The 24,684-nt window shown below is 42.2% G+C and carries 21 protein-coding genes; all 21 read right to left on the bottom strand.

What is annotated here, in order from left to right:
- Positions 1-5: 5 nt before the first annotated feature.
- The 21 genes from SCRDD08_RS02075 to SCRDD08_RS01975 all read right to left on the bottom strand — a co-directional run bounded on the left by SCRDD08_RS02075 (position 6) and on the right by SCRDD08_RS01975 (position 24,683).
- A complete protein-coding gene (locus SCRDD08_RS02075) occupies positions 6-338 on the bottom strand; it encodes a hypothetical protein (protein WP_061422208.1) in 333 nt (110 codons plus the stop codon).
- Entirely contained in the window at positions 335-1,519 is a 1,185-nt protein-coding gene (locus SCRDD08_RS02070; protein WP_061422207.1) for a P-loop ATPase, Sll1717 family, read from the bottom strand. Before SCRDD08_RS02070 ends, SCRDD08_RS02075 begins: the two co-directional genes overlap by 4 nt.
- A gap of 181 nt (positions 1,520-1,700) precedes the next feature.
- The gene (gene purH / locus SCRDD08_RS02065) at positions 1,701-3,248 is read right to left on the bottom strand and encodes a bifunctional phosphoribosylaminoimidazolecarboxamide formyltransferase/IMP cyclohydrolase (RefSeq protein ID WP_061422206.1); all 1,548 of its coding nucleotides are present in this window, start codon (positions 3,246-3,248) and stop codon (positions 1,701-1,703) included.
- Positions 3,245-3,997, bottom strand: a complete 753-nt coding sequence (locus SCRDD08_RS12110) for a hypothetical protein (RefSeq protein ID WP_330997067.1) — start codon at positions 3,995-3,997, stop codon at positions 3,245-3,247. Before SCRDD08_RS12110 ends, purH begins: the two co-directional genes overlap by 4 nt.
- Positions 3,994-4,545 (bottom strand): phosphoribosylglycinamide formyltransferase, encoded by a 552-nt coding sequence (gene purN / locus SCRDD08_RS02055; RefSeq protein ID WP_061422205.1) that lies wholly within the window; start codon positions 4,543-4,545, stop codon positions 3,994-3,996. Before purN ends, SCRDD08_RS12110 begins: the two co-directional genes overlap by 4 nt.
- Positions 4,542-5,564, bottom strand: a complete 1,023-nt coding sequence (gene purM / locus SCRDD08_RS02050) for a phosphoribosylformylglycinamidine cyclo-ligase (RefSeq protein WP_061422204.1) — start codon at positions 5,562-5,564, stop codon at positions 4,542-4,544. Before purM ends, purN begins: the two co-directional genes overlap by 4 nt.
- Before the next feature lie 39 nt (positions 5,565-5,603).
- Positions 5,604-7,046: an amidophosphoribosyltransferase gene (gene purF, locus SCRDD08_RS02045; protein WP_061422203.1), complete on the bottom strand. Its 1,443-nt coding sequence runs from the start codon at positions 7,044-7,046 to the stop codon at positions 5,604-5,606.
- Positions 7,047-7,139: 93 nt separating this feature from the next.
- The gene (locus SCRDD08_RS02040; protein WP_061422202.1) at positions 7,140-10,865 is read right to left on the bottom strand and encodes a phosphoribosylformylglycinamidine synthase; all 3,726 of its coding nucleotides are present in this window, start codon (positions 10,863-10,865) and stop codon (positions 7,140-7,142) included.
- A 56-nt stretch (positions 10,866-10,921) separates the two neighbouring features.
- On the bottom strand, positions 10,922-11,629 hold the full coding sequence (gene purC / locus SCRDD08_RS02035) for a phosphoribosylaminoimidazolesuccinocarboxamide synthase (protein WP_061422201.1): 708 nt from the start codon (positions 11,627-11,629) through the stop codon (positions 10,922-10,924).
- A 183-nt stretch (positions 11,630-11,812) separates the two neighbouring features.
- Positions 11,813-13,159: a type I glutamate--ammonia ligase gene (gene glnA / locus SCRDD08_RS02030; protein WP_005591666.1), complete on the bottom strand. Its 1,347-nt coding sequence runs from the start codon at positions 13,157-13,159 to the stop codon at positions 11,813-11,815.
- Between the two features lie 30 nt (positions 13,160-13,189).
- Positions 13,190-13,555, bottom strand: coding sequence for a MerR family transcriptional regulator (locus SCRDD08_RS02025; protein ID WP_061422200.1), 366 nt, complete (start codon positions 13,553-13,555; stop codon positions 13,190-13,192).
- A 76-nt stretch (positions 13,556-13,631) separates the two neighbouring features.
- Positions 13,632-14,156 carry an FUSC family protein gene (locus tag SCRDD08_RS02020; RefSeq protein WP_005591664.1) on the bottom strand — a complete coding sequence of 175 codons (525 nt, stop codon included), beginning with the start codon at positions 14,154-14,156 and terminating at the stop codon, positions 13,632-13,634.
- A gap of 431 nt (positions 14,157-14,587) precedes the next feature.
- On the bottom strand, positions 14,588-15,787 hold the full coding sequence (locus tag SCRDD08_RS02015) for a phosphoglycerate kinase (protein ID WP_061422199.1): 1,200 nt from the start codon (positions 15,785-15,787) through the stop codon (positions 14,588-14,590).
- Positions 15,788-16,031: 244 nt separating this feature from the next.
- Positions 16,032-17,039: a type I glyceraldehyde-3-phosphate dehydrogenase gene (gene gap / locus SCRDD08_RS02010; RefSeq protein WP_061422198.1), complete on the bottom strand. Its 1,008-nt coding sequence runs from the start codon at positions 17,037-17,039 to the stop codon at positions 16,032-16,034.
- Between the two features lie 239 nt (positions 17,040-17,278).
- Complete coding sequence (gene fusA / locus SCRDD08_RS02005) at positions 17,279-19,357, bottom strand: elongation factor G (protein WP_048764138.1); 2,079 nt, start codon at positions 19,355-19,357, stop codon at positions 17,279-17,281.
- 278 nt (positions 19,358-19,635) lie between these two features.
- On the bottom strand, positions 19,636-20,106 hold the full coding sequence (rpsG, locus tag SCRDD08_RS02000) for a 30S ribosomal protein S7 (RefSeq protein ID WP_005591659.1): 471 nt from the start codon (positions 20,104-20,106) through the stop codon (positions 19,636-19,638).
- Positions 20,107-20,125: 19 nt separating this feature from the next.
- Positions 20,126-20,539 (bottom strand): 30S ribosomal protein S12, encoded by a 414-nt coding sequence (rpsL, locus tag SCRDD08_RS01995; protein ID WP_005591658.1) that lies wholly within the window; start codon positions 20,537-20,539, stop codon positions 20,126-20,128.
- 303 nt (positions 20,540-20,842) lie between these two features.
- Entirely contained in the window at positions 20,843-21,460 is a 618-nt protein-coding gene (locus SCRDD08_RS01990; RefSeq protein WP_061422197.1) for a hypothetical protein, read from the bottom strand.
- Between the two features lie 15 nt (positions 21,461-21,475).
- Positions 21,476-22,291 (bottom strand): pur operon repressor, encoded by an 816-nt coding sequence (gene purR, locus SCRDD08_RS01985; RefSeq protein ID WP_061422196.1) that lies wholly within the window; start codon positions 22,289-22,291, stop codon positions 21,476-21,478.
- Positions 22,292-22,492: 201 nt separating this feature from the next.
- Positions 22,493-23,437, bottom strand: coding sequence for a 3'-5' exoribonuclease YhaM family protein (locus SCRDD08_RS01980; protein WP_061422195.1), 945 nt, complete (start codon positions 23,435-23,437; stop codon positions 22,493-22,495).
- Positions 23,427-24,683 (bottom strand): DNA recombination protein RmuC, encoded by a 1,257-nt coding sequence (locus SCRDD08_RS01975; RefSeq protein ID WP_061422194.1) that lies wholly within the window; start codon positions 24,681-24,683, stop codon positions 23,427-23,429. The genes SCRDD08_RS01980 and SCRDD08_RS01975 overlap by 11 nt, the downstream gene beginning before the upstream one ends.
- Between the last annotated feature and the right edge of the window lies 1 nt (position 24,684).

The raw sequence follows: 24,684 nt of genomic DNA, 5'->3' as shown, positions 1-24,684 counted from the left end.
TAATCTTACTGATATATAATGTTTTTCTCATTATCGTCATTAAAACTAATAGACAGTAACTTTCTCAATCCATAGTGGACAACAAATCTTGTATAGATATTTACTGGCTTGTCAATATTATAATCTCGATATCTAAATTCAATATTTCCTGTATTCAACCTAATACCCAATACTCCTAATTGTACAAGTAAAGTTAACAATTCCAATAATTCGTCCGTATTGCCTTGACGTTTTTGCATAAAATCGAATAACTTATGATATGTAAACTCATATTTACCAAGCTCAGAAATTGATTTTAATAGCTTATCAACTTCATCAAATTTACCTGTTATCTTCAATTCATTAGATATTTCCTTGTAAAACCACTCTGAATATTCTTTTTCAACTCGTTGCATATTATTAAGAACAATTTTTTGATCCTCAGGAAATTTTTTTTGTATATGTTAAAGAACGATACTATATCCCTAGGTCGACCAAAACTTCTAGACATCATATATTTAAATATTGTATCTTTTGTAGGAAAGAAATTACTTCGTATTTCGCTCAAAGGAAGATTATCATCAATACTTTTACTCATTTTATATAAAATCATCTTAATTAGAGGACTATCTGAGGCAGCGGCATTAGATTCATACCAAATCAACTCTATTCCTCCAGATGTTATCGGCTTATTAACATCGCCTGATTTCCCAAATAATAGCTTAAGAATGTCACTTCTTAAAAGCAACACAATTTTTGAATTTCCTTCAATTTTTCTGTTGAGTGATTGGGCTCCATAAATCATAGAAATCATTAAATCTATAAATTCATCTAAATCCATGGTTTCTTCTAATCTATCCATATCATCAAAAAAAATAAAATATGCTTTTGAAGACGCTTTCAAATAGTTTAAAACCTCTGTTTCAATTTCCTTATATTTCTTAAAATATGGAGATTCAATACTAGTAGTTTTTTGTGTACTTCCAGAGCTAGAGTTCACCTGTAATTCCGCACCTAAATCAGATATTTTTGAGTTAATTTTCCCGTTATTTTTAATTTCCGTAGAATCTTCGTTTATAAATTGTTGAACCTCTAAAAATTGTCGTGTCACTGATTCAATTAGTTTTTTTATTTTCCGCTTCCTATAAAATTGCCAAAAACGGGCATACTCATAATCTTTTTTTATTAAGTCAACAAACTGTTGCAAAAATACGTATCTCCAAAACAATGATTGTTCTTCCTTCTTAACAGAATCATACTTGAACTCTTTCAGTTTCTCATAGATATATTCATCATAGGAAACTATTTTACTAGACTGATTAGCATTATGCCTCATTTGTTCATTTAGGTATGAAGCTAATAAAGTCTTACCAGTACCTTTTCTGCCATAAATGATAAATTTCTTTTTTTTGCTTAGCTCTTTTTCATAAAAAGAATCTTCATCATAAAATAAATCTTGAAATTTAGGTTCTAACGATTCATCACTTCCATCAACATCTCCAAAATTAAAATCTTTTATTCTTACTTCATTTAATTTCATAATAACTCCTACCACATAATAAGAAAACTGGTGTGCCTAGTGACATAACTTCATCGATAACTCGATTACTGACACTAAAATTACCACACCAGTTTCTTAAATTAATTCTTAGATTATAACTACATTCTACTTAATTATTCGTAAAATGTCAACTATAAAATATTATTTCAAGTAATTTTTCTTAATGTCTAAAATGTCTCACTCCTGTGAAGACCATGGTCAAGCCGTATTTGTCCGCTGCTTCGATGGATTCTTGGTCACGGACGGAGCCACCTGGCTGGATGATGGCCTTAATCCCTGCTTTGGCGATTTCTTCCACGTTATCTGCAAATGGGAAGAAGGCATCGGAAGCGAGCACAGCACCGCCAAGACGGTCTTTAGATTGGTCAATCGCAATACGAACAGAAGCCACACGGTTGGTTTGACCAGGACCAACACCAAGTGTCATGTGGTCATTGGTCACGATGATCCCGTTTGATTTGACGTACTTGATAGCCTTCCAAGCAAATTCAAGAGCAGTTGCTTCTGTCTCGGTTGGCTGGCGTTTGGTCACCACTTGCCAGTCAGCTGGGCTCTCTTTGACCACGTCTTGGTTTTGCACGAGGAGTCCACCGACCACGCCTGTGTACTCAGCTTCCACTTCACTGGCCTCTTGAGCATCAAATGGCAAGGCAAGGATACGCAAGTTTTTCTTTTTGTTGGTCAAAATGGCTAGCGCTTCATCCGTATAGCTTGGTGCGATGATGATTTCAAGGAAGACACCGTGCATCTTCTCAGCAGTCACAGCATCCACCTCGCGGTTAAGGACGACAATTCCACCAAAGATAGACACTGGATCAGACTCATAAGCGTAGTCCCAAGCAGTCTCGATGTCATCAGCCTGACCAATCCCACATGGGTTCATGTGTTTCAAAGCCACAACGGTTGGACGGTCTTTGAAGTCACGGATAATACGGATAGCCGCATCCGCATCACGGATATTGTTAAAGGATAATTCCTTACCATTGAGCTGTTTCGCTGATGCAATCGAATAGTCAGTCGGCAAAGCTTTTTGATAGAAGTCCGCATCCTGTTGAGGATTTTCCCCATAGCGCATAGCTTGCTTGAGGTCATAAGTCAAGGTCAGTTTTTCAGGCTTTGCTTCACCCACTTGCGCTGTGAAGTATTCTGCGATCAAGGCATCATAAGCCGCTGTGTGACGGAAAACCTTAGCTGCTAAACGTTGGCGAGTTTCGTAACTTGTTTCGCCGTTTGCTGCCAATTCGTCCAAAATCACAGCATAGTCAGCAGGATCTACTACAACTGTCACGCTGGCATGGTTTTTAGCCGCAGAGCGAAGCATAGATGGCCCGCCGATGTCGATATTTTCCACCGCATCCGCATACTCTACACCTGGCTTCAGAATGGTTTCCTTGAAAGGATAGAGATTGACCACTACAAGGTCAATGAGTTCAATTTGATTGTCTTTGGCCGCTTCCAAGTGGCTATCCAGGTCACGACGAGCAAGGAGTCCGCCATGGATATTGGGGTGGAGGGTCTTGACACGACCATCCATCATTTCTGGGAAACCAGTCACATCGTCGATAGCAATGGTCACCACCCCAGCATTGTCAAGGGCAATCTTGGTGCCACCGGTTGAGATAATCTCCCAACCAAGTTTTTTAAGTTCTTGGGCAAATTCAACAATGCCCGCTTTGTCTGAGACGCTGATTAAGGCGCGTTTAGTCATAATTCCTCCTTTGGTAATTCAATTTTTGAAAAATTTTTATCTATTTCGTCAAAAAATTTTTCCACCCTATCTTTGCCAAATTTAGTGATTAAAGCTTCCTTTTGAAACTTAAAACTCTTAATTTTGTCCGTAAAAATAGATTCCATTTTTTTATTATATTCTACAATCATATCCTTATAATTTTCGAGCATCATTTTTTGCAGTTTTTTTGTGAATTCTCTAGTTAAAAAACCTTTGCTTTCATGACCAGTAAATGGGTCTAAAATTTGGGGTAAATATACTACATTCCATGGGGCAGCAAATGCGTAGTAATTAAGTGTTTTACCAAATATATGTGATATTTGGTAATTTACTAATTTCTTTTTCTTATTACTATTCTTTTTACTATAGTCCGTGTATTTTTGTAAAACAGAAGTTGGCTTTTGGTTATTGCTGTTATCTATTTTAATAAAGTCAATACCATAAACGTGCTTATAAAAACACCTCAGCAATTCCTCAGATTCTCTATCTTTCTTATTACCAAATGTACGAACATAAACAGTATTGCCTCGCTTGTTTATGCCTTTACTTCTTTCATCAATTGACTGTTTTAAATCTTTCCAAGCTTCCCCTGCCTTTGGATACTCAATTTTATGAAGCGAAGTATTTGCAAAATTCCACAGCTCATTTAAGATATCTGTATCAGACATATTTGGAAAGACTTTCTCAAAAAAAAGTTTATAACCATCCAATTCGTTATAATTCATCATTTCCTCTCCACTCCCAAGCTATCCAGAACCTCTGGATACAGCTTGTACTCCGCTTCATGAATGCGAGCTTCAAAGCTTTCGATGGTATCATCAGCTAGACGTGGTACACGGACTTGTTTGATGACCTTGCCTGTATCCACACCAGAGTCCACCCAGTGAATGGTCACGCCACTCTCAGCGACACCAGCATTCCAAGCATCCTCAATCCCATGAGCACCTGGAAATTCTGGCAGGTAGGCTGGATGAATGTTGATGATTCGATCTTCATAAGCCTCCAATAAGGTTGGCCCAACGATTTTCATGTAGCCGGCGAGGCAGACCAAGTCAATCTGGTGTTCTTCCAAGAGTTCGACTAGGGCTGCTTCGTAGTCTGCCTTGTTCTCAAATTCCTTAAGTTCAAAAGCATGGGACAAAACGCCGAGCTTATCTGCCCGTTCCAGCACATAGGCATCACGATGGTCTGAAAAGACAAACTCCACCGGAAACTCTTCGGCAATCACCTGAAAATTCGAGCCATTACCAGAAGCAAAAACCGCTATTTTTTTCATTTGATGATGACACTTTCGTTTTCTTTCTTAACGATGCGACCAATTTCATAGACTGGTTCATCCAGCAATTCTTTGATACGATCTACGTTTTCAGGGCTAACTGCCAGCATGAGGCCTACACCCATATTAAAGATTTCAAACATTTCTTCATGCTTGATCTGACCGTATTTTTCAAGGGCTTTGAAGATTGGTAAGACTGGAACCTTGTCTTCTTCAATTTCCGCAGCCAAGTCAGCTGAAAACATACGAGGGACATTTTCGATAAAGCCCCCACCTGTGATGTGGGCAATGCCGTTAACCAACCCTTCCTTGATAAGTGGCAAGACAGCCTTGACATAGATACGAGTCGGCTCAAGAAGAACTTCCTTGAGTTTCTTGCCTTCCAATTCTGGCAAGACTTCCTCACCTGTGTAGTCGGCAAAAACACGACGGACGAGCGAGTAACCATTTGAGTGGATACCACTTGAAGCAAGCCCGAGAAGGACATCACCTTCTGCCACCTTTGAGCCGTCAATGATTTGAGATTTTTCAGCCACACCGACTGCAAAACCAGCCAAGTCGTAGTCATCTTCGCCATACATACCAGGCATTTCAGCCGTTTCCCCACCGATGAGAGCAGCGCCTGCCTGCACACAACCTTCTGCCACACCAGCAACCACTTGTTCTAGTTTAGCTGGTTCATTCTTGCCAGTTGCGACGTAGTCGAGGAAATAGAGGGGCTCTGCACCCGCAGCGATTATGTCATTGACACACATGGCAACACAGTCCTGCCCGATGGTATCGTGCTTGTCGTACTTGATAGCCAGCATGAGCTTGGTTCCGACACCGTCAGTTCCCGAAATCAAGACAGGCTCTTTGACACCTGTTTTTGAAAGGTCAAACATACCACCAAAGCCACCCAGAGCCCCCATGACACCTGCACGCTCCGTACGAGCCACGTGCTTTTTAATCCGTTCCACAACTTCATAACCCGCTTCAACATCCACACCAGACTGCGCATAAGCATTTTTATTCGTCATTTGTTTATTCCTTTCCTTTAATGGAGAATCGTCATCCACCTATTTGTAAAAACTGGTCTTTTCATCCAAACTTCTACGATAGTCTTCTTCATAGTCGTAGAGAGGTGTTGGGTAGTCACCGTCAAAGTAAGCGACACAGAGACCGCCATTTGGCGCATCTGTTTCAATCCCTATAGAGTTAATCAAGCCATCAATCGAAAGATAGGTCAGACTATCCGCACCAATGATTTGGCGAGTTTCTTCGACCGTATGATTGGCCGCAATCAGCTCCTGACGCGTCTGGATATCAATCCCGTAAAAACATGGATAAGCTAGCGCTGGACTACCAATGGCAACATGAACCTCAGACGCACCTGCTTCTTTCAAGAGCTGAACGATACGGCGAGAAGTTGTCCCGCGAACAATGGAATCATCAATCATCACCACACGTTTGCCTTTGACAACGCCTGAAACAGCAGACAGTTTCATCCGCACCCCTTGCTCCCGCAATTCTTGAGTCGGTTGGATAAAGGTACGTTGCGTGTACTGGTTTTTGATCAGACCCATTTCATTTGGCAGGCCTGATTCTTCTGCAAAACCCATGGCTGCGCTGAGTGATGAATTTGGCACACCGACCACAATATCCGCTTCGTGCTTGAACTCACGCGCCAATTGGGCACCCATACGTTTGCGAGCTGTATGGACGTTGACACCATGGATATTAGAGTCAGGTCGGGCAAAATAGATATACTCCATAGAGCAAATAGCCAACTGGGTATCATTCGTATAGCTATCGTACTGAATCCCATTGTCATATACTATTACAATCTCTCCTGGTTTTACATCGCGAATCCACTCGGCACCAATGACTTCAAAAGCACAGGTTTCTGACGAAACGACCACCGCTCCGTTTGCCATTTTCCCAATAGAAAGTGGACGAAAACCATTAGGATCAAGAGCCGCAATCAACTTGTCCTCAAACAGCAGGATATAAGCAAAGCCACCTTTGACAAGGCTAAGTGCTTCCTTGATTTTACCCATCAAGTTGGGATTGTGACTCCGACGAATGAGGTGGGCCAAGATTTCCGAGTCAGAGGTTGAGCTGAAAATAGCGCCACTTTGTTCCAATTCTTTCTTGAGCGATTCGGCATTGGTCAAGTTTCCGTTGTGAGCAAGTCCAAACTGCATATCATGAAAGCGAAATAGGAAGGGCTGGATGTTGTCAACAGAAGCTTCGCCAGCAGTCGCATAACGCACATGCCCAATCGCGCTCGTTCCAGTCAATTTATCCAAATTAGCTGGATTTTTGAAGACTTCTGATAAAAGCCCCATATCACGATGGCGCTTCAATTGCCCCTGATCATTGGAGAGGATTCCTGCCCCCTCCTGACCACGGTGCTGAAGACTATGGAGACCAAAATAGGTCAATTTAGCAGCATCTGGATGTCCCCAGATACCGAAAACACCACATTCTTCATTAAGAGATTTTACTTCGTATGTCATTTTTTATACCTAATTTTTATTTGTGTAGCACCAAGAGCTAAATCTACATGACTTTTACATTACTGATACTATCTATTAGAAAATCTGTAAGTCTTATTTCCCAGTAAAGTATTTAACCGCCGACGCGAACAGGTGCTGGTCTTTATTTCCTGGGATGTTTTGGAAGAGACCATCTTCATAACGTTCTGAATGGCCCATCTTACCGATGATTTGACCGTTCTTGCTGGTAATTCCCTCGATAGCATTTACAGAACCATTCGGATTGTACTTAGAATCCATACTTGGTTTGCCGTCAAAGTCAACGTATTGGCTAAAGATTTGACCATTGTCACGGAGCTCCGCAAATTCCTCAACCGTCACAACAAACTTCCCTTCACCGTGCGATACTGGGATGGCATGGATATCGCCCACTTGTACTCCAGCCAACCATGGTGAGTTGGTATTGGCAATCCGAGTTTCCACCATCTTGGCCACGTGTTGGTTGGCATCATTGTAGAAAAGGGTTGGGCTAGTACTGCTGGCATCTTCAAAGTTTCCGTATGGAAGAAGACCTGATTTGACGAGGGCTTGGAATCCATTACAGATACCGATAATCAAGCCACCACGAGCGATAAAGCTATCAATCGCTGCACGCACTTTTTCATTAAGAAGGATATTGACAATAAACTTAGCTGACCCATCTGGCTCGTCTGCAGCGGAGAATCCGCCTGCAAAGAAGAGAATGTTTGCCTTGCCGATGTTGTCAACCATAGTTTCAACTGACTTGACAATGGCTTCTTCATTCAAGGTTACAAATGGCACCAAGTTAACCTCTGCACCTTCTTTTTCAAATGCCTTAGCTGAGTCATATTCTGAGTTGGTTCCTGGGAAGACTGGGATGTAAACCACTGGTTTTTCAATAGTTTCCTTGGCTTTGATGACTGCGTCAGAAACGACAGCTGGAACTTCGTCCAGTTCTTTAGCTTGGGAAAATTCAGTTGGGTAGACTGCTTCCAGTTTTCCTTGGAAAGCATTATCGAGTTTGTCTCCATCTAGCTTCACACCGTTGACAAGGAGAGCAAAGTCTGCGCTCGTTTGACCGATTTTCTCCACTCCAGTGATTTCTTGAGGTGATGTGAAAACAAAGCCACCCAATTGTGCTGTCAAAGAACTTTCAAGTTCAGGCAAGGTCACCTCTGCACCGATATGGTTCCCAAAGGTAGCAAGAGCCAAGCTCTCAAGGACACCACCATATTTAACAGCTGATGCAGATGTTACTTTGTGGCCAGCTTGGATGGCTTCAAACTGAGCAAAATTAGACTTAATCAAGTCAAAATTAATCTCTGCAGAGAGGGCTTGGCCTGGGATGTAGTAGATGTTTTCACCAGCAGCTTTGAACTCAGGAGAGAGCACCTTCCGGCTATCTGCCGTCGTCACCCCAAAGGCAACCAAGGTTGGTGGTACGGTTAATTCTTCAAAGGTACCAGACATAGAGTCCTTCCCACCGATAGATGGCAAGCCAAGCTGGATTTGTGCTTCGATAGATCCTAGGAGAGCTGCTACTGGCTGACCAAAACGCTCAGCTTGCTTGTCCATCCGCTCGAAGTACTCTTGGTATGAGAAACGAGCCTTGGACCAGTTTGCACCAGCAGCCACTAAACGAGCAGTTGCTTCGATAACCGCATAGGCAGCACCATGGTATGGAGACCATTCTGCCACATAAGGGTTGAAACCTTGCGCCATGACAGACGCAGTATTGGTCACCCCGTGCTGAACTGGCAATTTCTGGACAGATGCCTCAGTTGGTGTGAGTTGGTAGCGACCGCCAAGTGGGTGATTGACTGTAGAACGACCGACCGAACAGTCAAAGATGGTTTGCAAGCCTTTTTGACTCGCATGGTTGAGGTCAGACAGAACTGCAAGGGTATCTGCTTCAAGTGTGTCAGCATTGGTTGTGCGTTCTTCTGGAAGTTTGGCATCCTTGTCCACAACCTTGGCATCAACGACTACGCGCACACCGTTTGTATCAAGAAAACGACGTTCCAAGTCGACAATCGTTTCGCCATTCCAGTGCATGACAAGATTTGGTTTTTCAGTCACTGTCGCAACCACAACCGCGTCAATATTTTCTTTATTACATTCTGCAACGAAGTTATCTACATCCTGAGGACGAACCACAACCGCCATCCGTTCTTGTGATTCAGAGATGGCAATTTCTGTCCCGTTCAACCCTTGGTATTTAAGAGGAACCTTGTTGAGGTCGATTTCAAGACCGTCTGCCAATTCACCGATGGCCACACAGACACCACCTGCACCAAAGTCGTTGGATTTCTTGATAAGACGAGTGACATCGCCATTACGGAAAAGACGTTGAATCTTGCGCTCTTCGATGGCATTCCCTTTTTGAACCTCAGCTCCAGCAGTCTCTACAGACTCAACTGTTTGAACCTTAGAAGAACCCGTCGCACCACCGACTCCATCACGTCCTGTCTTGCCTCCAAGAAGGATAATCACATCGCCCGCTTCAGGTTTTTCACGGACCACATTGCCCTTGGGAGCAGCGCCAACAACGGCACCAAGCTCCATGCGTTTAGCTACAAAGCCTGGGTGGAAGTACTCACGAACATAAGTCGTCGCAAGACCAATTTGGTTACCGTATGAAGAATAACCGTGAGCCGCTGTTTTAGAAATGACTTGTTGTGGCAATTTCCCAGTACGAGTCGCTGAAATCGGCGCTGTAATATCACCCGCACCAGAGATACGTATGGCTTGGTAGACATATGAGCGACCTGACAACGGGTCACGAATGGCGCCACCGATACAAGTAGCAGCTCCACCAAATGGCTCAATTTCTGTTGGGTGGTTGTGGGTTTCGTTTTTGAACATGAGAAGCCACGGTTCTTTGACACCATCAACGTCCACTTCGATTTCAACCGAGCAGGCATTGATTTCGTCTGACACTTCCATGTCGTCCAAACGTCCATTAGCACGCTCATAACGACCGAAAATAGTCGCCATATCCATCAAGGTTTGTGGTTTCTCCGAACGCCCCAACTCCTCACGCATGGCAATATACTTGTCATAGGTCGCCTGCAATTGCTTTTGGAATTTTGAAGCTGAGAAGTCGATATTTTTCAACTCTGTCTCAAAAGTCGTGTGACGGCAGTGGTCAGACCAATAAGTGTCCAAAACCTTGAGTTCCGTCTCAGTTGGCACGCGCCCGATTGACTTGAAGTAATCTTGGATAAAGAGCAAATCGTCCACTTCCATGGCCATACCTTGTTCGGCCTTGTAGCGAGCAAAGTCTTCTGCCGTATAGCTTTCAAAGAAAGTCAATTTTGGAATGGTCTTGTCTGACTCTGAAAATTCCTGCTTGGCAATCCCTGTCGTAATGTCCTTGAAACGAGAATCAACTGGATTGAGCAAGTAGTTCTTGACCGCTTCCAACTCATTCGCATCAATATCTTTATTCACCAGGTAAAGTTGAGCCGTGTTGACTGTCACGTCACTCGAACTTCCCAGCAAAAGCAAGGCTTCTTGCGAAGATGCTGCACGTTGGTCAAACTGCCCCGGAAGGCTTTCAATGGCAAAGAAAGCATAGTTGGCAAGATCCGCCTGCACAGCCGCTTCATCCAAGACATGGTCTGTCACCTGCTCAGAGAAGATGTGTTTCTCTGCAGGCGCAAACAAGTCCTCTGCCAAATCAAAGACATCATAAACCTGCACAATGCGAATACTTTTTAAAGTTGAAAGTCCCAAGTTATGCTGGAGCTCCCTTACCAAACTCTCTGACTTGACCTGAAAATCGGCCTTTTTTTCAACAAAAATACGTTTATTCATCAATTCTTATTCCTTTATTTTAGCTCTTGCAATGTTCCCAAACAGCCTTGAGGTTGTTATTTCAACTCCTGCAATTTTTCCCAAACAATCTCGTAAACGTCTGTCAATTCACCTAGTCCTCTACGGAAAACATCCTTGTCCATGTGGTTGCCATCTGCGTCCCACAAGCGGCAATTATCTGGCGAAAATTCGTCTGCCAAGATAATCTCGCCATCCTTGTCAAAACCGAACTCTAGCTTAAAATCAATCAACTTAAGACCAATCTCAGCAAACCAAGCTTTCAAAAGTTCATTGATACGACGCGTTTCTTCCTTCAAGTAAGCAATCTGCTGATCATCCGCAATCTGTAGGAATTTCACATGCTCATCATTGATAAAAGGATCATCCAAATCATCATTTTTATAGTAAAATTCGACAATCGGAGTCTCAAATGCGATACCCTCATCTACACCAAAACGCTTTGAAAAGGATCCAGCTGTGTAGTTGCGAAGCACCACTTCCAAAGGAATGATATCAACTTTTTTATTGAGCTGATCTGTATCTGAGATTTTCTTGATAAAATGCGTTGCTACACCGGCAGCGTTCAACTTTTCAAAGATAAAGGCTGAAATCTGATTATTTAACACTCCTTTGCCCGCAATTTGCTCCTTTTTGACACCATTAAAAGCAGTCGCCTGATCCTTGTAGCGGGACAAAATCACCTGCTCATCTTCTGTCGCAAAAATATCCTTTGCTTTTCCCGAATATAACAAATTGTTTGACATTTTATTATTCGCCTTTCGTGCTTTTATGCTTTAAGTTTATCACTTTTGAATATATTTTACAAGCATTCCCCGTACATTGCAGACAAAAAACATGAAAAAGATTGGAAATAAAACAGTTAAAAACTGAAAATATCTTGTTTCCATACAAAAACAGGACTTTTTCAAGCCCTGTTCTAGAATTCATTAATATAAGTCCAAATAATTATCAATTTCCCATTGGGAAACGAAGGTCGCATAGCTAGCCCATTCAATCCGCTTGGCTTCAACAAAGCTAGTGTAAATATGGTTGCCCAAAGCTGCCTTGACGACCTCATCTTCAGTTAAAGCCTTAAGGGCATTATGGAGAGTAGACGGCAGGTCTGTAATACCAGCTTCCTTGCGCTCCTCAGCTGTCATCACATAGATATTTTCCTCGATTGGAGCTGGCGCTTCGATTTTATTTTCCACTCCATGCAGTCCCACTTCTAAGAGCACTGCCATAGCAATATAAGGATTAGCCATAGGGTCTACTGAACGCAACTCCAAGCGAGTTCCCATGCCGCGCGATGCCGGTACTCGAACCAAAGGTGAGCGATTTTGGCCAGCCCAAGCGATGTAAACTGGTGCTTCAAAGCCAGGCACCAAACGTTTGTAAGAGTTAACAGTTGGATTCATGATAGCTGTATAGTTATAGGCGTGCTTAATCAAACCGCCCAAGAAATAGTAGGCTGTCTCAGACAACTGCATTCCTTTTGGATCCTCTGGATCATAAAATGCATTATTTCCATCTTGGTCAAAGAGGGACATATTGCAGTGCATACCAGAACCAGCAATACCAAATTTTGGCTTAGCCATGAAAGTCGCATAAAGACCGTGCTTACGAGCAATGGTTTTCACTACCAACTTGAAAATCTGAATCTTATCACAAGCACGAAGCACTTCATCATACTTAAAGTCAATCTCGTGCTGACCAACTGCTACCTCGTGGTGACTAGCTTCCACTTCAAATCCCATTTTTGTTAAGACATTAACGATTTCTCGACGGGTATTGTCTGCCAAGTCTGTCGGCGCCAAGTCAAAGTAGCCACCCTTGTCATTCACTTCCAGTGTCGGATCGCCATTTTCATCCAATTTGAAAAGGAAAAATTCTGGCTCAGGACCAAGATTGAAAGACTTGAAGCCCAGTGCTTCCATATGTTTGAGAGCTCGCTTAAGGTTACTACGAGGATCTCCTGCAAAGGGAACATGTTCTGTCGTATAAACATCACAGATCAAGCCTGCTACACTGCCATTTTCATCTCCCCAAGGAAAAACTGTCCAAGTATCCAAATCAGGATAAAGATACATATCAGATTCATTGATCCGAACAAATCCCTCGATAGACGAACCGTCAAACATGGCCTTATTTGATAAGACCTTTTCAAGCTGCTCATCCGTTGCTGGAATTTCAACGTTTTTCATGGTTCCCAAAATATCAGAGAACATCAGACGGATGAAAGTGACGTTTTTTTCTTTTACTTCGCGACGAATATCAGCTGCTGTAATGGGCATGGGTAACTCCTTATAGTTTTAAAAAATAGTTTATGGCCGACGCATGTGACCAAAGGTTGGCAGAGAAGAGCCAAAACGACCTTGATGTAAAATATCATTGTGGAGAGCTCGACGAACTTCCTTTTCACTAATCGTTTTGTGGGATTTAGCTTCACGCTCAGCATATTTCTTTTTGATAGCGGCGATATTATAACCTTCAGAAATATAATCCTTAATTTCCAAAAGTCGGTCCATATCATTCAGGGAATACATTCGGCGATTGCCCTCATTCCGAAGGGGAGTGATGAGGTTTTGCTCCTCATAATATCGAATCTGACGGGCAGATAAGTCCGTCAACTTCATAACGCTACCTATGGGAAAGACTGCCATATTTCGGCGAAACTCTTTTTCCTTCATTTTTTTCCTCTCTATGCACTATTATAACTAATTTTTTTTGTATGTCAATAATCAATGTGAGATTTTCTCACACATTTTAATTTATAGACTTAAAGAAATTCTTAATTCTATCCACATCCGAATTTACCACTATTGCAACAAAGACACCCATAAAGGTTTCAAAAACTCTAGCAAAAACGTATAAAATAGTATCTTCCGGACTAATGGAGAGAGTGATAATCAGCATAGCTGAAACACCACCAATCACCCCAGCCTTATTGTTCATAGCAACATTGGTCATGATCGTCAGCATCGTACAGATTGGCACAAATACCAAGGTCACCCAAAATTGGCCGTTCAATAAATTTCCCAACAGATAGAATAGCAAGGCATAAAAGCCCCCGACACTATTTCCTAAAATACGAGAAGTTCCGAAATGAACACTTTTATCAAAATCTTCTCGCAGGCTAAACACCGCTGTCAAAGCCCCAATTTGGAGCCCCTTCCAGCCAAACATGCCAAAAATGAGTAGGACAATAAAGACTGCTATCCCTGTTTTCATCGTCCGCATACCCAAGCGAAATTTTGATTTATCAAATTTGTACTTACTAAAATAGCTCATGCCTTTTCCCTTTTAAAAGTAAACTATCTTTATTCTAACATATTTTCTAACAAAAAGGCTCTGTCCATCCAGTTTATTGTTTGTATCCTACAAGAATGCATAGCCAGCTTCTACTGTATTTCTAACTACATTCCCCATTATTGATTACTCGCTAGGAAAATAGAAGCCAAAAATCCATTTCCTCAGAAGCCTACGCGTACAAAAGAAAAAGAGTTGGTCTCCCAACTCTTTCCGTTTCAAAGATTATTTTTCAGTCAATGCTGCAAGCCCTGGAAGAACTTTACCTTCAAGGAGTTCCATTGATGCTCCACCACCGCGTCACAAATACCTCCACTAACACAAAAAGGTGACATAGCCACCTTTTTGTTAACGTTTTAGTTTTGTTCCTTTTTCTACAAAATCAGGATTTTGTAGAGACTAACGGGCTGAAATTATTTTTCTGTAAGTGCAGCCAAACCTGGCAATACTTTACCTTCAAGGAGTTCCATTGATGCTCCACCACCAGTAGAGATCCATGAGAACTTGTCTGCACGACCAAGGTTGATGGCTGCGGCAGCTGAGTCACCACCACCGATGATTGATTTCACACCTGGTTGTTTCACGATAGCGTCCATCACACCGATTGTACCAGCTTGGAAGTCAGGGTTTTCAAACACACCCATTGGTCCGTTCCATACAACTGTTTTCGCACCAGTCAAGGCTTCGTCGAATTTAGCGATAGATTTAGGACCGATATCCAAACCAAGGAAGCCTGGATCTACTGCTTCACCTTCAGTATCTTTCACTTCAGTGTAGTCAGCAAATGCGTTTGCTTCTTTTGAGTCAACTGGCAAGATCAATTTGCCGTTTGCTTTTTCAAGAAGAGCTTTGGCAACATCCAATTTGTCTTCTTCTACAAGCGAGTTACCGATTTCGATACCTTGCGCTTTGTAGAATGTGTAAGTCATCCCACCACCGATAAGGACTTTATCAGCTTTTTCAAGCAAGTTTTCGATAACACCGATCTTGTCTGAAACTTTTGAACCACCAAGAATAGCTACGAATGGACGTTCTGGAGTTTCAACCGCTTCTTGGATATAGGCAATTTCGTTTTCAAGAAGGAAGCCAGCAACAGCATTTTCAACGTTTGCTGAGATACCAACATTTGATGCGTGTGCACGGTGAGCTGTACCGAATGCATCATTTACGAAGATACCGTCTCCAAGAGATGCCCAGTATTTACCAAGTTCAGGATCGTTTTTAGATTCTTTCTTGCCGTCAACATCTTCAAAACGAGTGTTTTCAACCAAAAGAACTTGTCCATCTTCAAGAGCATTGATAGCTGCTTCCAATTCAGCACCACGCGTAACGCCTGGGATAAATTTAACTTCTTGTCCCAATTTAGCAGCCAAATCAGCAGCTACAGGAGCAAGTGATTTACCTTCTTTATCTGCTTCTTCTTTTACACGTCCAAGGTGAGAGAAGAGGATAGCACGTCCACCTTGTTCAAGAATGTACTTGATAGTTGGAAGTGCTGCAGTGATACGGTTGTCGTTAGTAATCACGCCATCTTTTACAGGAACGTTGAAGTCAACACGAACGAGAACTTTTTTCCCTTTCAATTCAACGTCTTTAACAGTCAATTTTGCCATTAGATATGACTCCTTCTTTTTTTATACGTGTTAATTATATCACAAAATCTACAAAAGTGATAGCAAAAATTCATGGCTTTTCCTTTTCTCTAATCAAAGACAGATGAAAGACTACACAATTCTCATTTTTCTGATAAATGCTAATGATGTTACATGAGCAAGTTGATTTCCAATAGCCACTCCTTCAAGCTGTTCTACAAAACAAAAAAGAGATCCATTCGGATCTCTTCTTCATACAATTGAATTATTTAGCGATTTTTGCGAAGTATTCAAGAGTACGTACAAGTTGTGCAGTGTATGACATTTCGTTGTCGTACCATGATACAACTTTAACCAATTGTTTACCGTCAACATCAAGAACTTTAGTTTGAGTTGCGTCGAACAATGAACCGTAAGACATACCTACGATATCTGAAGATACGATTGGATCTTCTGTGTAACCGTATGATTCGTTAGCTGCTGCTTTCATAGCTGCATTTACTTCATCAACAGTAACGTTCTTTTCAAGAACTGCTACCAACTCAGTAACTGATCCAGTTGGAGTTGGAACGCGTTGTGCAGAACCATCAAGTTTACCGTTCAATTCTGGGATTACAAGACCGATAGCCTTAGCAGCACCAGTTGAGTTAGGAACGATGTTAGCAGCACCAGCGCGAGCACGACGAAGGTCACCACCACGGTGTGGTCCGTCAAGGATCATTTGGTCACCAGTGTAAGCGTGGATAGTAGTCATCAATCCTTCTACAACACCGAAGTTGTCTTGAAGTGCTTTAGCCATTGGAGCCAAACAGTTTGTAGTACATGAAGCACCTGAGATAACTGTTTCAGTACCATCAAGAACGTCGTGGTTAGTGTTAAATACGATTGTTTTAACATCGTTTCCACCAGGAGCTGTGATAACAACTTTCTTAGCACCGCCTTTAAGGTGTTTTTCAGCTGCTTCTTTCTTAGCAAAGAAACCAGTTGCTTCCAAAACGATTTCTACGCCGTCAGTAGCCCAATCAATTTGTTCTGGGTCACGTTCAGCAGAAACTTTAACGAATTTACCGTTAACTTCGAATCCACCTTCTTTAACTTCAACAGTACCATCGAAACGACCTTGAGTTGTGTCGTATTTCAACAAATGTGCAAGCATAACTGGATCTGTAAGGTCGTTGATGCGAGTAACTTCAACACCTTCTACGTTTTGGATACGACGGAAAGCAAGACGACCGATACGACCGAAACCGTTAATACCAACTTTAACTACCATTAGTGATTTCCTCCTTATGAAAATCAAAAAAAATTTTATGTGAAAAGAGTAACTTGAATCACTACAAATCACCTTTCAACATATCTATTATATACCTTATTGAGTAAAATTGCAACTGATTTCATTATTATTAACAAGTAACAAATTTTCTTTCATATATTTTCGATATTTTTCATAAATTTCATATTTTGATTCCATAAAGAAAAAACGCCCGCTAGAAGCGAGCGTCATGTAGTGAATTATTCACCACGGTGTTTCTTAATGATTTCTTCTTGTACTGACTTAGGTACATCTTCGTAGTGGTCAAATACCATCATGAAGGTACCACGACCTTGTGTTGCAGAACGAAGAACAGTCGCATAACCAAACATTTCAGCAAGTGGAACATAAGCACGAACGATTTGGCTGTTACCATGTGCTTCCATACCGTCAACACGTCCACGACGAGCTGTTACGTGACCCATAACATCACCAAGGTTTTCTTCAGGAACAGTGATGGTTACAAGCATCATTGGCTCAAGGATAGCTGGTTGTGCAGTCTTAGCAGCTTCTTTCAAAGCAAGTGAAGCCGCAACCTTGAAGGCTGTTTCAGATGAGTCGACATCGTGGTATGAACCATCGTAAAGTTTAGCTTTCACATCAACGATTGGGTAGCCAGCAAGGACACCATTCGCCATTGACTCAATCAAACCTTTTTCAACCGCTGGGATGAATTCACGAGGAACCACACCACCGACGATAGCATTTTCAAACTCGAAGCCTTTTCCTTCTTCGTTTGGAGTAAATTCAATCCATACATCACCGAATTGACCTTTACCACCAGATTGACGTTTGAAGAATCCACGTGCTTGAGTAGAAGCGCGGAATGTTTCACGGTAAGATACTTGAGGAGCACCTACGTTTGCTTCAACCTTGAACTCGCGACGCATACGGTCAACAAGGACATCCAAGTGAAGCTCACCCATACCAGAGATAACTGTTTCACCAGTTTCAACATTTGTTTCAACGCGGAATGTTGGATCTTCTTCAGCCAATTTTTGAAGGGCAATACCCATCTTGTCTTGGTCTGCTTTAGATTTTGGCTCAACCATCAATTGGATAACTGGTTCTGGAACGTTGATTGACTCAAGGATGATTTTAGCTTTTTCATCTGTCAATGAGTCACCAGTTGTCGTATCTTTCAAACCAACGGCAGCAGCGATATCACCTGAGTAAACAGTGTCAATTTCTTGACGGCTGTTAGCGTGCATTTGAAGGATACGTCCGATACGTTCACGTTTACCTTTAGAAGTATTCAATACGTAAGAACCTGATTGAAGTACACCTGAGTAAACACGGAAGAATGTCAAACGACCTACGAATGGGTCAGTCATGATCTTGAAGGCAAGAGCTGCGAATGGCTCTTCGTCAGATGCTGGACGAGTTTCTTCTTCGTCTGTATCTGGATTGATACCTTTGATTGCTGGGATGTCAAGTGGGCTTGGAAGGTAATCAATAACCGCATCAAGCATCAATTGAACACCTTTGTTCTTGAAGGCAGAACCACACAATACTGGGAAGAATTCAACGTTGATAGTTGCCTTACGGATACCAGCTTTCAATTCTTCGTTAGTGATTTCTTCACCTTCAAGGTACTTCATCATCAATTCTTCATCAGTTTCAGCAACTGCTTCCACCAATTTTTCACGATATTCTTGTGCTTGTTCAAGGTATTCAGCTGGAATATCTTCTTCAAGGATATCTGTACCAAGGTCGTTAGTATAGATTTCAGCTTTCATCTTGATCAAGTCAATGATACCACGGAAGTCATCTTCAGCACCGATTGGCAATTGAATTGGATGAGCATTTGCTTGAAGACGGTCGTGAAGTGTGCTTACTGAGTAAAGGAAGTCAGCACCGATTTTGTCCATTTTGTTGGCAAATACGATACGTGGAACTCCGTACTCAGTTGCTTGGCGCCAAACTGTTTCAGTTTGAGGCTCAACACCTGATTGTGAGTCAAGAACGGTAACCGCACCATCCAATACACGAAGAGAGCGTTGTACTTCGATTGTGAAGTCCACGTGTCCTGGTGTGTCGATAATGTTTACGCGGTGGTTGTTCCATTGAGCTGTTGTCGCAGCAGATGTGATAGTGATACCACGTTCTTGCTCTTGCTCCATCCAGTCCATTTGTGACGCACCTTCGTGAGTTTCACCAATTTTGTGGATTTTACCAGTATAGTAAAGGATACGCTCAGTTGTAGTTGTCTTACCAGCATCGACGTGAGCCATGATACCGATATTACGAGTTTTTTCAAGTGAAAATTCGCGTGCCATGAGGTTAGTTTCTCCTATTTTTTTATTTTACAATCTATTATAACATTATTTAGAAAAAACGGATAGGCAGGACCTACCCGTTCTAAATGTTTATCTTGTTTTTTGTTGGTTTCAACTTACAAGACGATCAGTTGAATTGTAGCTAAGAATAATATTTTTAGCTAATTTGAACCCGAGCGAGGCCCTGCGCAAAAAAGACAAACTGCTTTGTGTTCTTCAAACACTGCATCAGTTTCCTATTTTTGCCTTGTGCCTTTAGCGCTCTTGGTATCATGATATTACCAACGGAAGTGTGCGAAGGCACGGTTAGCTTCAGCCATACGGTGAGTATCTTCGCGTTTCTTAACTGCTGCACCAGTGTTATTAGCAGCATCCATGATTTCTTTTGCAAGACGATCTTGCATAGTGTGTTCACCACGACCACGTGAAATTGTTACCAACCAACGAAGTCCAAGTGTAGTACGACGTTCTGGACGAACTTCAACCGGTACTTGGTAGTTTGAACCACCGACACGGCGTGCACGTACTTCAAGAACAGGCATGATGTTCTCCATCGCTGTTTCAAATACTTCAAGTGCATCATTTCCAGTAGCTTCTTTGATTTGCTCAAAAGCTCCGTAAACGATAGAAGCTGCTGTACCACGCTTACCATCAAGCATAACGCGGTTGATAAGACGAGTAACTAATTGTGAATTGTAAAGCGGATCTGGCAATACTTCGCGCTTAGGCGCACGGTTTTTACGACTCATTTATCTTTATCCCCTTTCTTTATGCTTTTGGACGCTTAGTACCGTATTTAGAACGGCCTTGCTTACGGTCAGTAACACCTGCTGTATCAAGTGCACCACGAACGATATGGTAACGTACCCCTGGAAGGTCTTTTACACGTCCACCACGAAGAAGCACCACGCTGTGCTCTTGCAAGTTGTGTCCGATACCTGGGATGTAAGCTGTAACTTCGATCAAGTTGCTCAAACGTACACGGGCAAATTTACGAAGGGCTGAGTTAGGCTTCTTAGGTGTCATAGTTCCGACACGAGTTGCAACACCACGTTTTTGTGGTGAAGATACGTTTGTTTGAACTTTTTTGTGGCTGTTGTAACCAACGTTCAAAGCTGGTGATTTAGATTTTTCTACTTTTGATTTACGCGGTTTGCGAACCAATTGGTTAATTGTAGGCATCTACATTCTCCTGTATTTTTTTAATTTTGGTGATGATACACTTGGTGACAGCTATCATCTGTGTGTACTTTTGCAACATTTGTCAGCACGTCTCTGTACACTTTTGAGAGACCAAAAGTAAAAAGTACCGTTTATCATTGTAACATAGAAGCCTATCCTCGTCAATAGATTTTCTTGATTTTTTACTTATCTTTACTTCTTAATCAACCCTTTGCTTGATTATTATCATCTTAAAGATCTGAAAATATGCTACAACTGATTGTTGATATTTACTTAAATACTACCAAAAATAACTATTCAATCTTATTTTTCACTTGAAGTCTGGGAAGGAACCACCGTATTTGAAGAGGCGCCCGAAGTATCTGAAGACGGGCTTGGTATCTCCGAAGATGGACTTGGGGTAACTTCTGGACTAGAGGATGGTGCAGGAGTCGAACTTTCTTGTGGCTGTATTCGTGGTTCGATGGAGATGGCAGGTGTTCGATAAACTGGCGCAACAGGCGTAGGAGAGAACGACTGCTGCTGGTCTGAATCAGGTTCAGTGGATTCCTCAGGTGTCTTCATTGCATCTTTTACGGCTTGAATTCGACCTTGGAACTTAGCTTTGGCTTCCTCATCTTTTACCTTGTCAACCGCTGCTTGTGCTTGAGTCAAACTTTCATCGGTACGCTCTTCTTCTAACTTTTTAACAGCTACTTCAGCATCCTGAATCGTATTATCTTCTGACGATGCTTTCTTAGTAGAACTAGCTTTACTGGAGCTTGAACGTCTACTATAACTGACTGTTTTGGCGGAGCCCGTATTCTTCTGAGCTGGTTTTAAAAATATAAGTCCAGAAACCAAGATAAGCAGCATTATTGCCAGGATCCCTAAACGAACAAGGTTAGAAGCTCTCTCTAATTTATCAAAAATATTTCTCATAATTCTTTCCTAAAGTTAATCAAATATATTCCCAATCTCAACATCAATCTTATTTGATTTAACATCGATATTGGTCACCTTTAACAGCGATTTGTATTCCAGATGATCGCGATTGGCTTGCGCATTGTCTGCAAAGACCGCTACTCCTGCCAACTCCGAATCAAACTCGGACAGAAGGCTAATCATCCCATTAACTGTTCCGCCTCCTTTTAGAAAGTCATCAACAATCAGTACCCGACTGCCAGCTTTTAGGCTACGTTTTGAGAGGAACATTTTCTCAATTCGATCTCCGCTAGAGCCAGAGACATAGTTGACACTGACCGTAGATCCCTCAGTAATTTTCAAATCGCGACGGACAATGACAAAGGGAACATTCAAGACATTAGCGACAGCATTGGCCAAGGGAACACCCTTGGTCGCCACTGTCATAACGGCATCAATCTTTTGGTCTTTGAAAGCTTTGGCAATGATGCGGCCAATATTATTGAGGATAGATGGCGTACTAAGTAAATCTGACAAGTAGATATAGCCGCCAGGCAGGATTCGATTGCTTTCAGACAGTTGATCGCGGAGGTCTTGAACGATAGCCTTGGCCTCCTTTTCTGAAATGGAAGGAGTGAAGACCACACCTCCTCCAGCACCAGTAATTGTCTCAATCGTACCAATTTCGATTTCTTCAAAGGCACGTTTGATAATCACGATGTCTTCTGAAATGGAAGACTTGGCAGACTCATATTTCTCTGCAAATGTGTTTAAACTTGTTAATTGGTAAGGATGGTTAATCAAGTAATTGGAAATAACCACCATGCGCTCACTTCTTCTTAATTTCATTTTTTCACCAATTCGACTCCATCAAAATCAGCCACAAACTAATCTGAGAACGTAGCTCTTCTTGCATAGAGCAGTAATTCAATTCTTTCTATTTCAAAGTTTGGAGTGATTTCTATGAATATTTATTTTATTTTTTTCATTATATCATACTATATCAAAAAAACGAACATTATACTAAATATAATGCCCATTTTTCGTATTTCACTTATCAATTTTTGGTTTATAGAAGGAACGATTTTCCAATGCGAATATTTTATTGGTCATTTCTCCTGGAGCAACAAGAGACAGAGCCGTAGTCATCATCATCATTTCCGCATCCAGATTGTCAATCATGTGTAGGATTTCTGCTTCCATAATCTTTGGACGAACGGGACTGCCGTATTCGAGGAGACCGTGATGACTGAGGAGGACGTGGCGCAAAACAATGACATCTTCCTTGGTATCATCAATTTTCAACTCCGCCAAGGTTTTGGTCAGTTCCTCATCAATCAGTGCAATATGACCAATCAGATTGCCTCGCACGGTATATTCCGTATTTTCTGGACCACTCAACTCAATGACTTTGGCCAAGTCGTGCAACATAATCCCCGCAAAAAGAAGGCTTTTATTGAGCTGAGGATAGATGTTACCAATTGCATCCGCTAGCTTGACCATAGTAGCTGTATGAAAAGCGAGTCCTGATTCAAAAGCATGGTGATTGGTTTTCGCTGCGGGGTAAGAATAGAATTCCTTATCGTATTTACTGTAAAGGGAGCGCACAACCCTTTGCCAGACTTGATTTTCAATCTTGAAGATCATTTGTGACAAATATTCCCGCAGTTCTTTTTGATCAACGGGTGGTTTTTCTTTAAAATCGGCAGGATTATTGGGCTCACCAGCCTTTGGCAGACGTAGAGTCAACTGATTAACCTGAGGGGTGTTATTGTAGACCTCGCGGCGGCCTTGCATGTGGACGACTTTCCCCGCTGTAAATTCTGCCACATTATGGGGCTGGGCATCCCACAATTTCCCTTCAATCACTCCAGTGTCATCTTGGAAAGTGAAGGCGAGGTAATTCTTCCCAGCTCTGGTCTGTCGGACTTCGGCTGACTTAATCAGATAAAAGCCTTCAAACATCTCATCTTTTTTCATTTGATTAATTTTCATAGTCTTCCCTTTCGTCTGGAATATCGAGCAAGTGTAAGTGAAGGTCTTGGTCAGACAATTCAATATGCCGCAGCGTTCTTTCAATGGCATTGGTTCGGCGAGTCAGTAATTCATCGATGCTACCAGAAGCGTTCTTGAGGTGCTTCTGAGCCTTGGCTAAAATACCTCCAAATTTATTGAATTCCAACTTGACACTGCCCAGAACCTTACTGATGTCATCTGCGCTTCGCTGAATGTTCAGAGTTTTAAAGCCAACTGAGAGAGAGTTGAGCAGGGCTGACAAGGTAGACGGCCCTGCCACAACAATCTGCTCATCTCGCCGCAAAACATCGAAAAACTCTGGATTGCGAACCACCTCGGAATAGAGTCCTTCCGTTGGCAAAAACATAATCCCAAAATTAGTCGTAGCTGGCGGAGCTAGATATTTACTCTTGATATCCTTGGCAAAGCGCTTAACACTAGCCAACAACGACTTGCGGTGAAGTTCAATTTCTTCCTTGTTGCCCGATTCATAAGCCTCTTCCAAGCGGTAATAATCCGCCAGAGGAAATTTGGAATCGATGGGCAGATAGACATAGTCCTGATCCGTCTGTCCAGGCAATTTGATGGCATACTCCACGCGCTCACTAGAACCTGCCACTGTGGCAAATTCCCGCTCATACTGACTAGGTGTCATGATGTCTTCGATAATTTGTCCCAGCTGGAGTTCGCCCATAATGCCACGGGTCTTGGTATTGGAAAGAACCTTATTGAGACTGCCCACATCCCGAGCCACTGTCTGCATCTCTCCTAAACCACGATTAACAGACTCTAGTTGTTTGGACACCGTCTCAAAGGAGGTCTGCAGACGACTCTGCAAAGTCTTCTCTAATTTTTCCTCAACAGTTTGGCGCATCTGCTCCAGCCGTAAGTCATTTGACTCCTGAATCTGACGCATCCGCTCATCGGTCTTGTCTCGATTTTTACTGAAACTATCCGCCATTTCGGTTCGCAAATCCGTCAAATGAAGGTGCAAATCTGTTCGAACTTCTGCCAGCCGATCTCCCAGAACAAGTTCCAACTCTTTTTGCCGAAGAGCCTCCTGCTGTCTTTCCTGCTCAAAGCGGTAATCCAGCTGGTCGGACAGATGATCTTCCTGCTCTTCTAACAAGACTTTGATTGCCTGCTCCTGCTGCCCCCGTCTCTGCCAGAAGAAATAGAGAAAGACCAGATTGATGATAAGCAGGATGATGATGATATACTCCATA

This window comes from Streptococcus cristatus (assembly GCF_001578775.1).
In the GTDB taxonomy this organism is placed as follows: Bacteria; Bacillota; Bacilli; order Lactobacillales; family Streptococcaceae; genus Streptococcus; species Streptococcus cristatus_A.
This window is presented reverse-complemented; position numbering and strand designations above follow the sequence as displayed.

Coding starts and splice junctions, on each gene's coding strand:
- SCRDD08_RS02070 (WP_061422207.1), bottom strand. CDS start 1,519: ATGAAATTAAATGAAGTAAGAATAAAAGATTTTAATTTTGGAGATGTT.
- purH (WP_061422206.1), bottom strand. CDS start 3,248: ATGACTAAACGCGCCTTAATCAGCGTCTCAGACAAAGCGGGCATTGTT.
- SCRDD08_RS12110 (WP_330997067.1), bottom strand. CDS start 3,997: ATGATGAATTATAACGAATTGGATGGTTATAAACTTTTTTTTGAGAAA.
- purN (WP_061422205.1), bottom strand. CDS start 4,545: ATGAAAAAAATAGCGGTTTTTGCTTCTGGTAATGGCTCGAATTTTCAG.
- purM (WP_061422204.1), bottom strand. CDS start 5,564: ATGACGAATAAAAATGCTTATGCGCAGTCTGGTGTGGATGTTGAAGCG.
- purF (WP_061422203.1), bottom strand. CDS start 7,046: ATGACATACGAAGTAAAATCTCTTAATGAAGAATGTGGTGTTTTCGGT.
- SCRDD08_RS02040 (WP_061422202.1), bottom strand. CDS start 10,865: ATGAATAAACGTATTTTTGTTGAAAAAAAGGCCGATTTTCAGGTCAAG.
- purC (WP_061422201.1), bottom strand. CDS start 11,629: ATGTCAAACAATTTGTTATATTCGGGAAAAGCAAAGGATATTTTTGCG.
- glnA (WP_005591666.1), bottom strand. CDS start 13,159: ATGCCCATTACAGCAGCTGATATTCGTCGCGAAGTAAAAGAAAAAAAC.
- SCRDD08_RS02025 (WP_061422200.1), bottom strand. CDS start 13,555: ATGAAGGAAAAAGAGTTTCGCCGAAATATGGCAGTCTTTCCCATAGGT.
- SCRDD08_RS02020 (WP_005591664.1), bottom strand. CDS start 14,156: ATGAGCTATTTTAGTAAGTACAAATTTGATAAATCAAAATTTCGCTTG.
- SCRDD08_RS02015 (WP_061422199.1), bottom strand. CDS start 15,787: ATGGCAAAATTGACTGTTAAAGACGTTGAATTGAAAGGGAAAAAAGTT.
- gap (WP_061422198.1), bottom strand. CDS start 17,039: ATGGTAGTTAAAGTTGGTATTAACGGTTTCGGTCGTATCGGTCGTCTT.
- fusA (WP_048764138.1), bottom strand. CDS start 19,357: ATGGCACGCGAATTTTCACTTGAAAAAACTCGTAATATCGGTATCATG.
- rpsG (WP_005591659.1), bottom strand. CDS start 20,106: ATGAGTCGTAAAAACCGTGCGCCTAAGCGCGAAGTATTGCCAGATCCG.
- rpsL (WP_005591658.1), bottom strand. CDS start 20,539: ATGCCTACAATTAACCAATTGGTTCGCAAACCGCGTAAATCAAAAGTA.
- SCRDD08_RS01990 (WP_061422197.1), bottom strand. CDS start 21,460: ATGAGAAATATTTTTGATAAATTAGAGAGAGCTTCTAACCTTGTTCGT.
- purR (WP_061422196.1), bottom strand. CDS start 22,291: ATGAAATTAAGAAGAAGTGAGCGCATGGTGGTTATTTCCAATTACTTG.
- SCRDD08_RS01980 (WP_061422195.1), bottom strand. CDS start 23,437: ATGAAAATTAATCAAATGAAAAAAGATGAGATGTTTGAAGGCTTTTAT.
- SCRDD08_RS01975 (WP_061422194.1), bottom strand. CDS start 24,683: ATGGAGTATATCATCATCATCCTGCTTATCATCAATCTGGTCTTTCTC.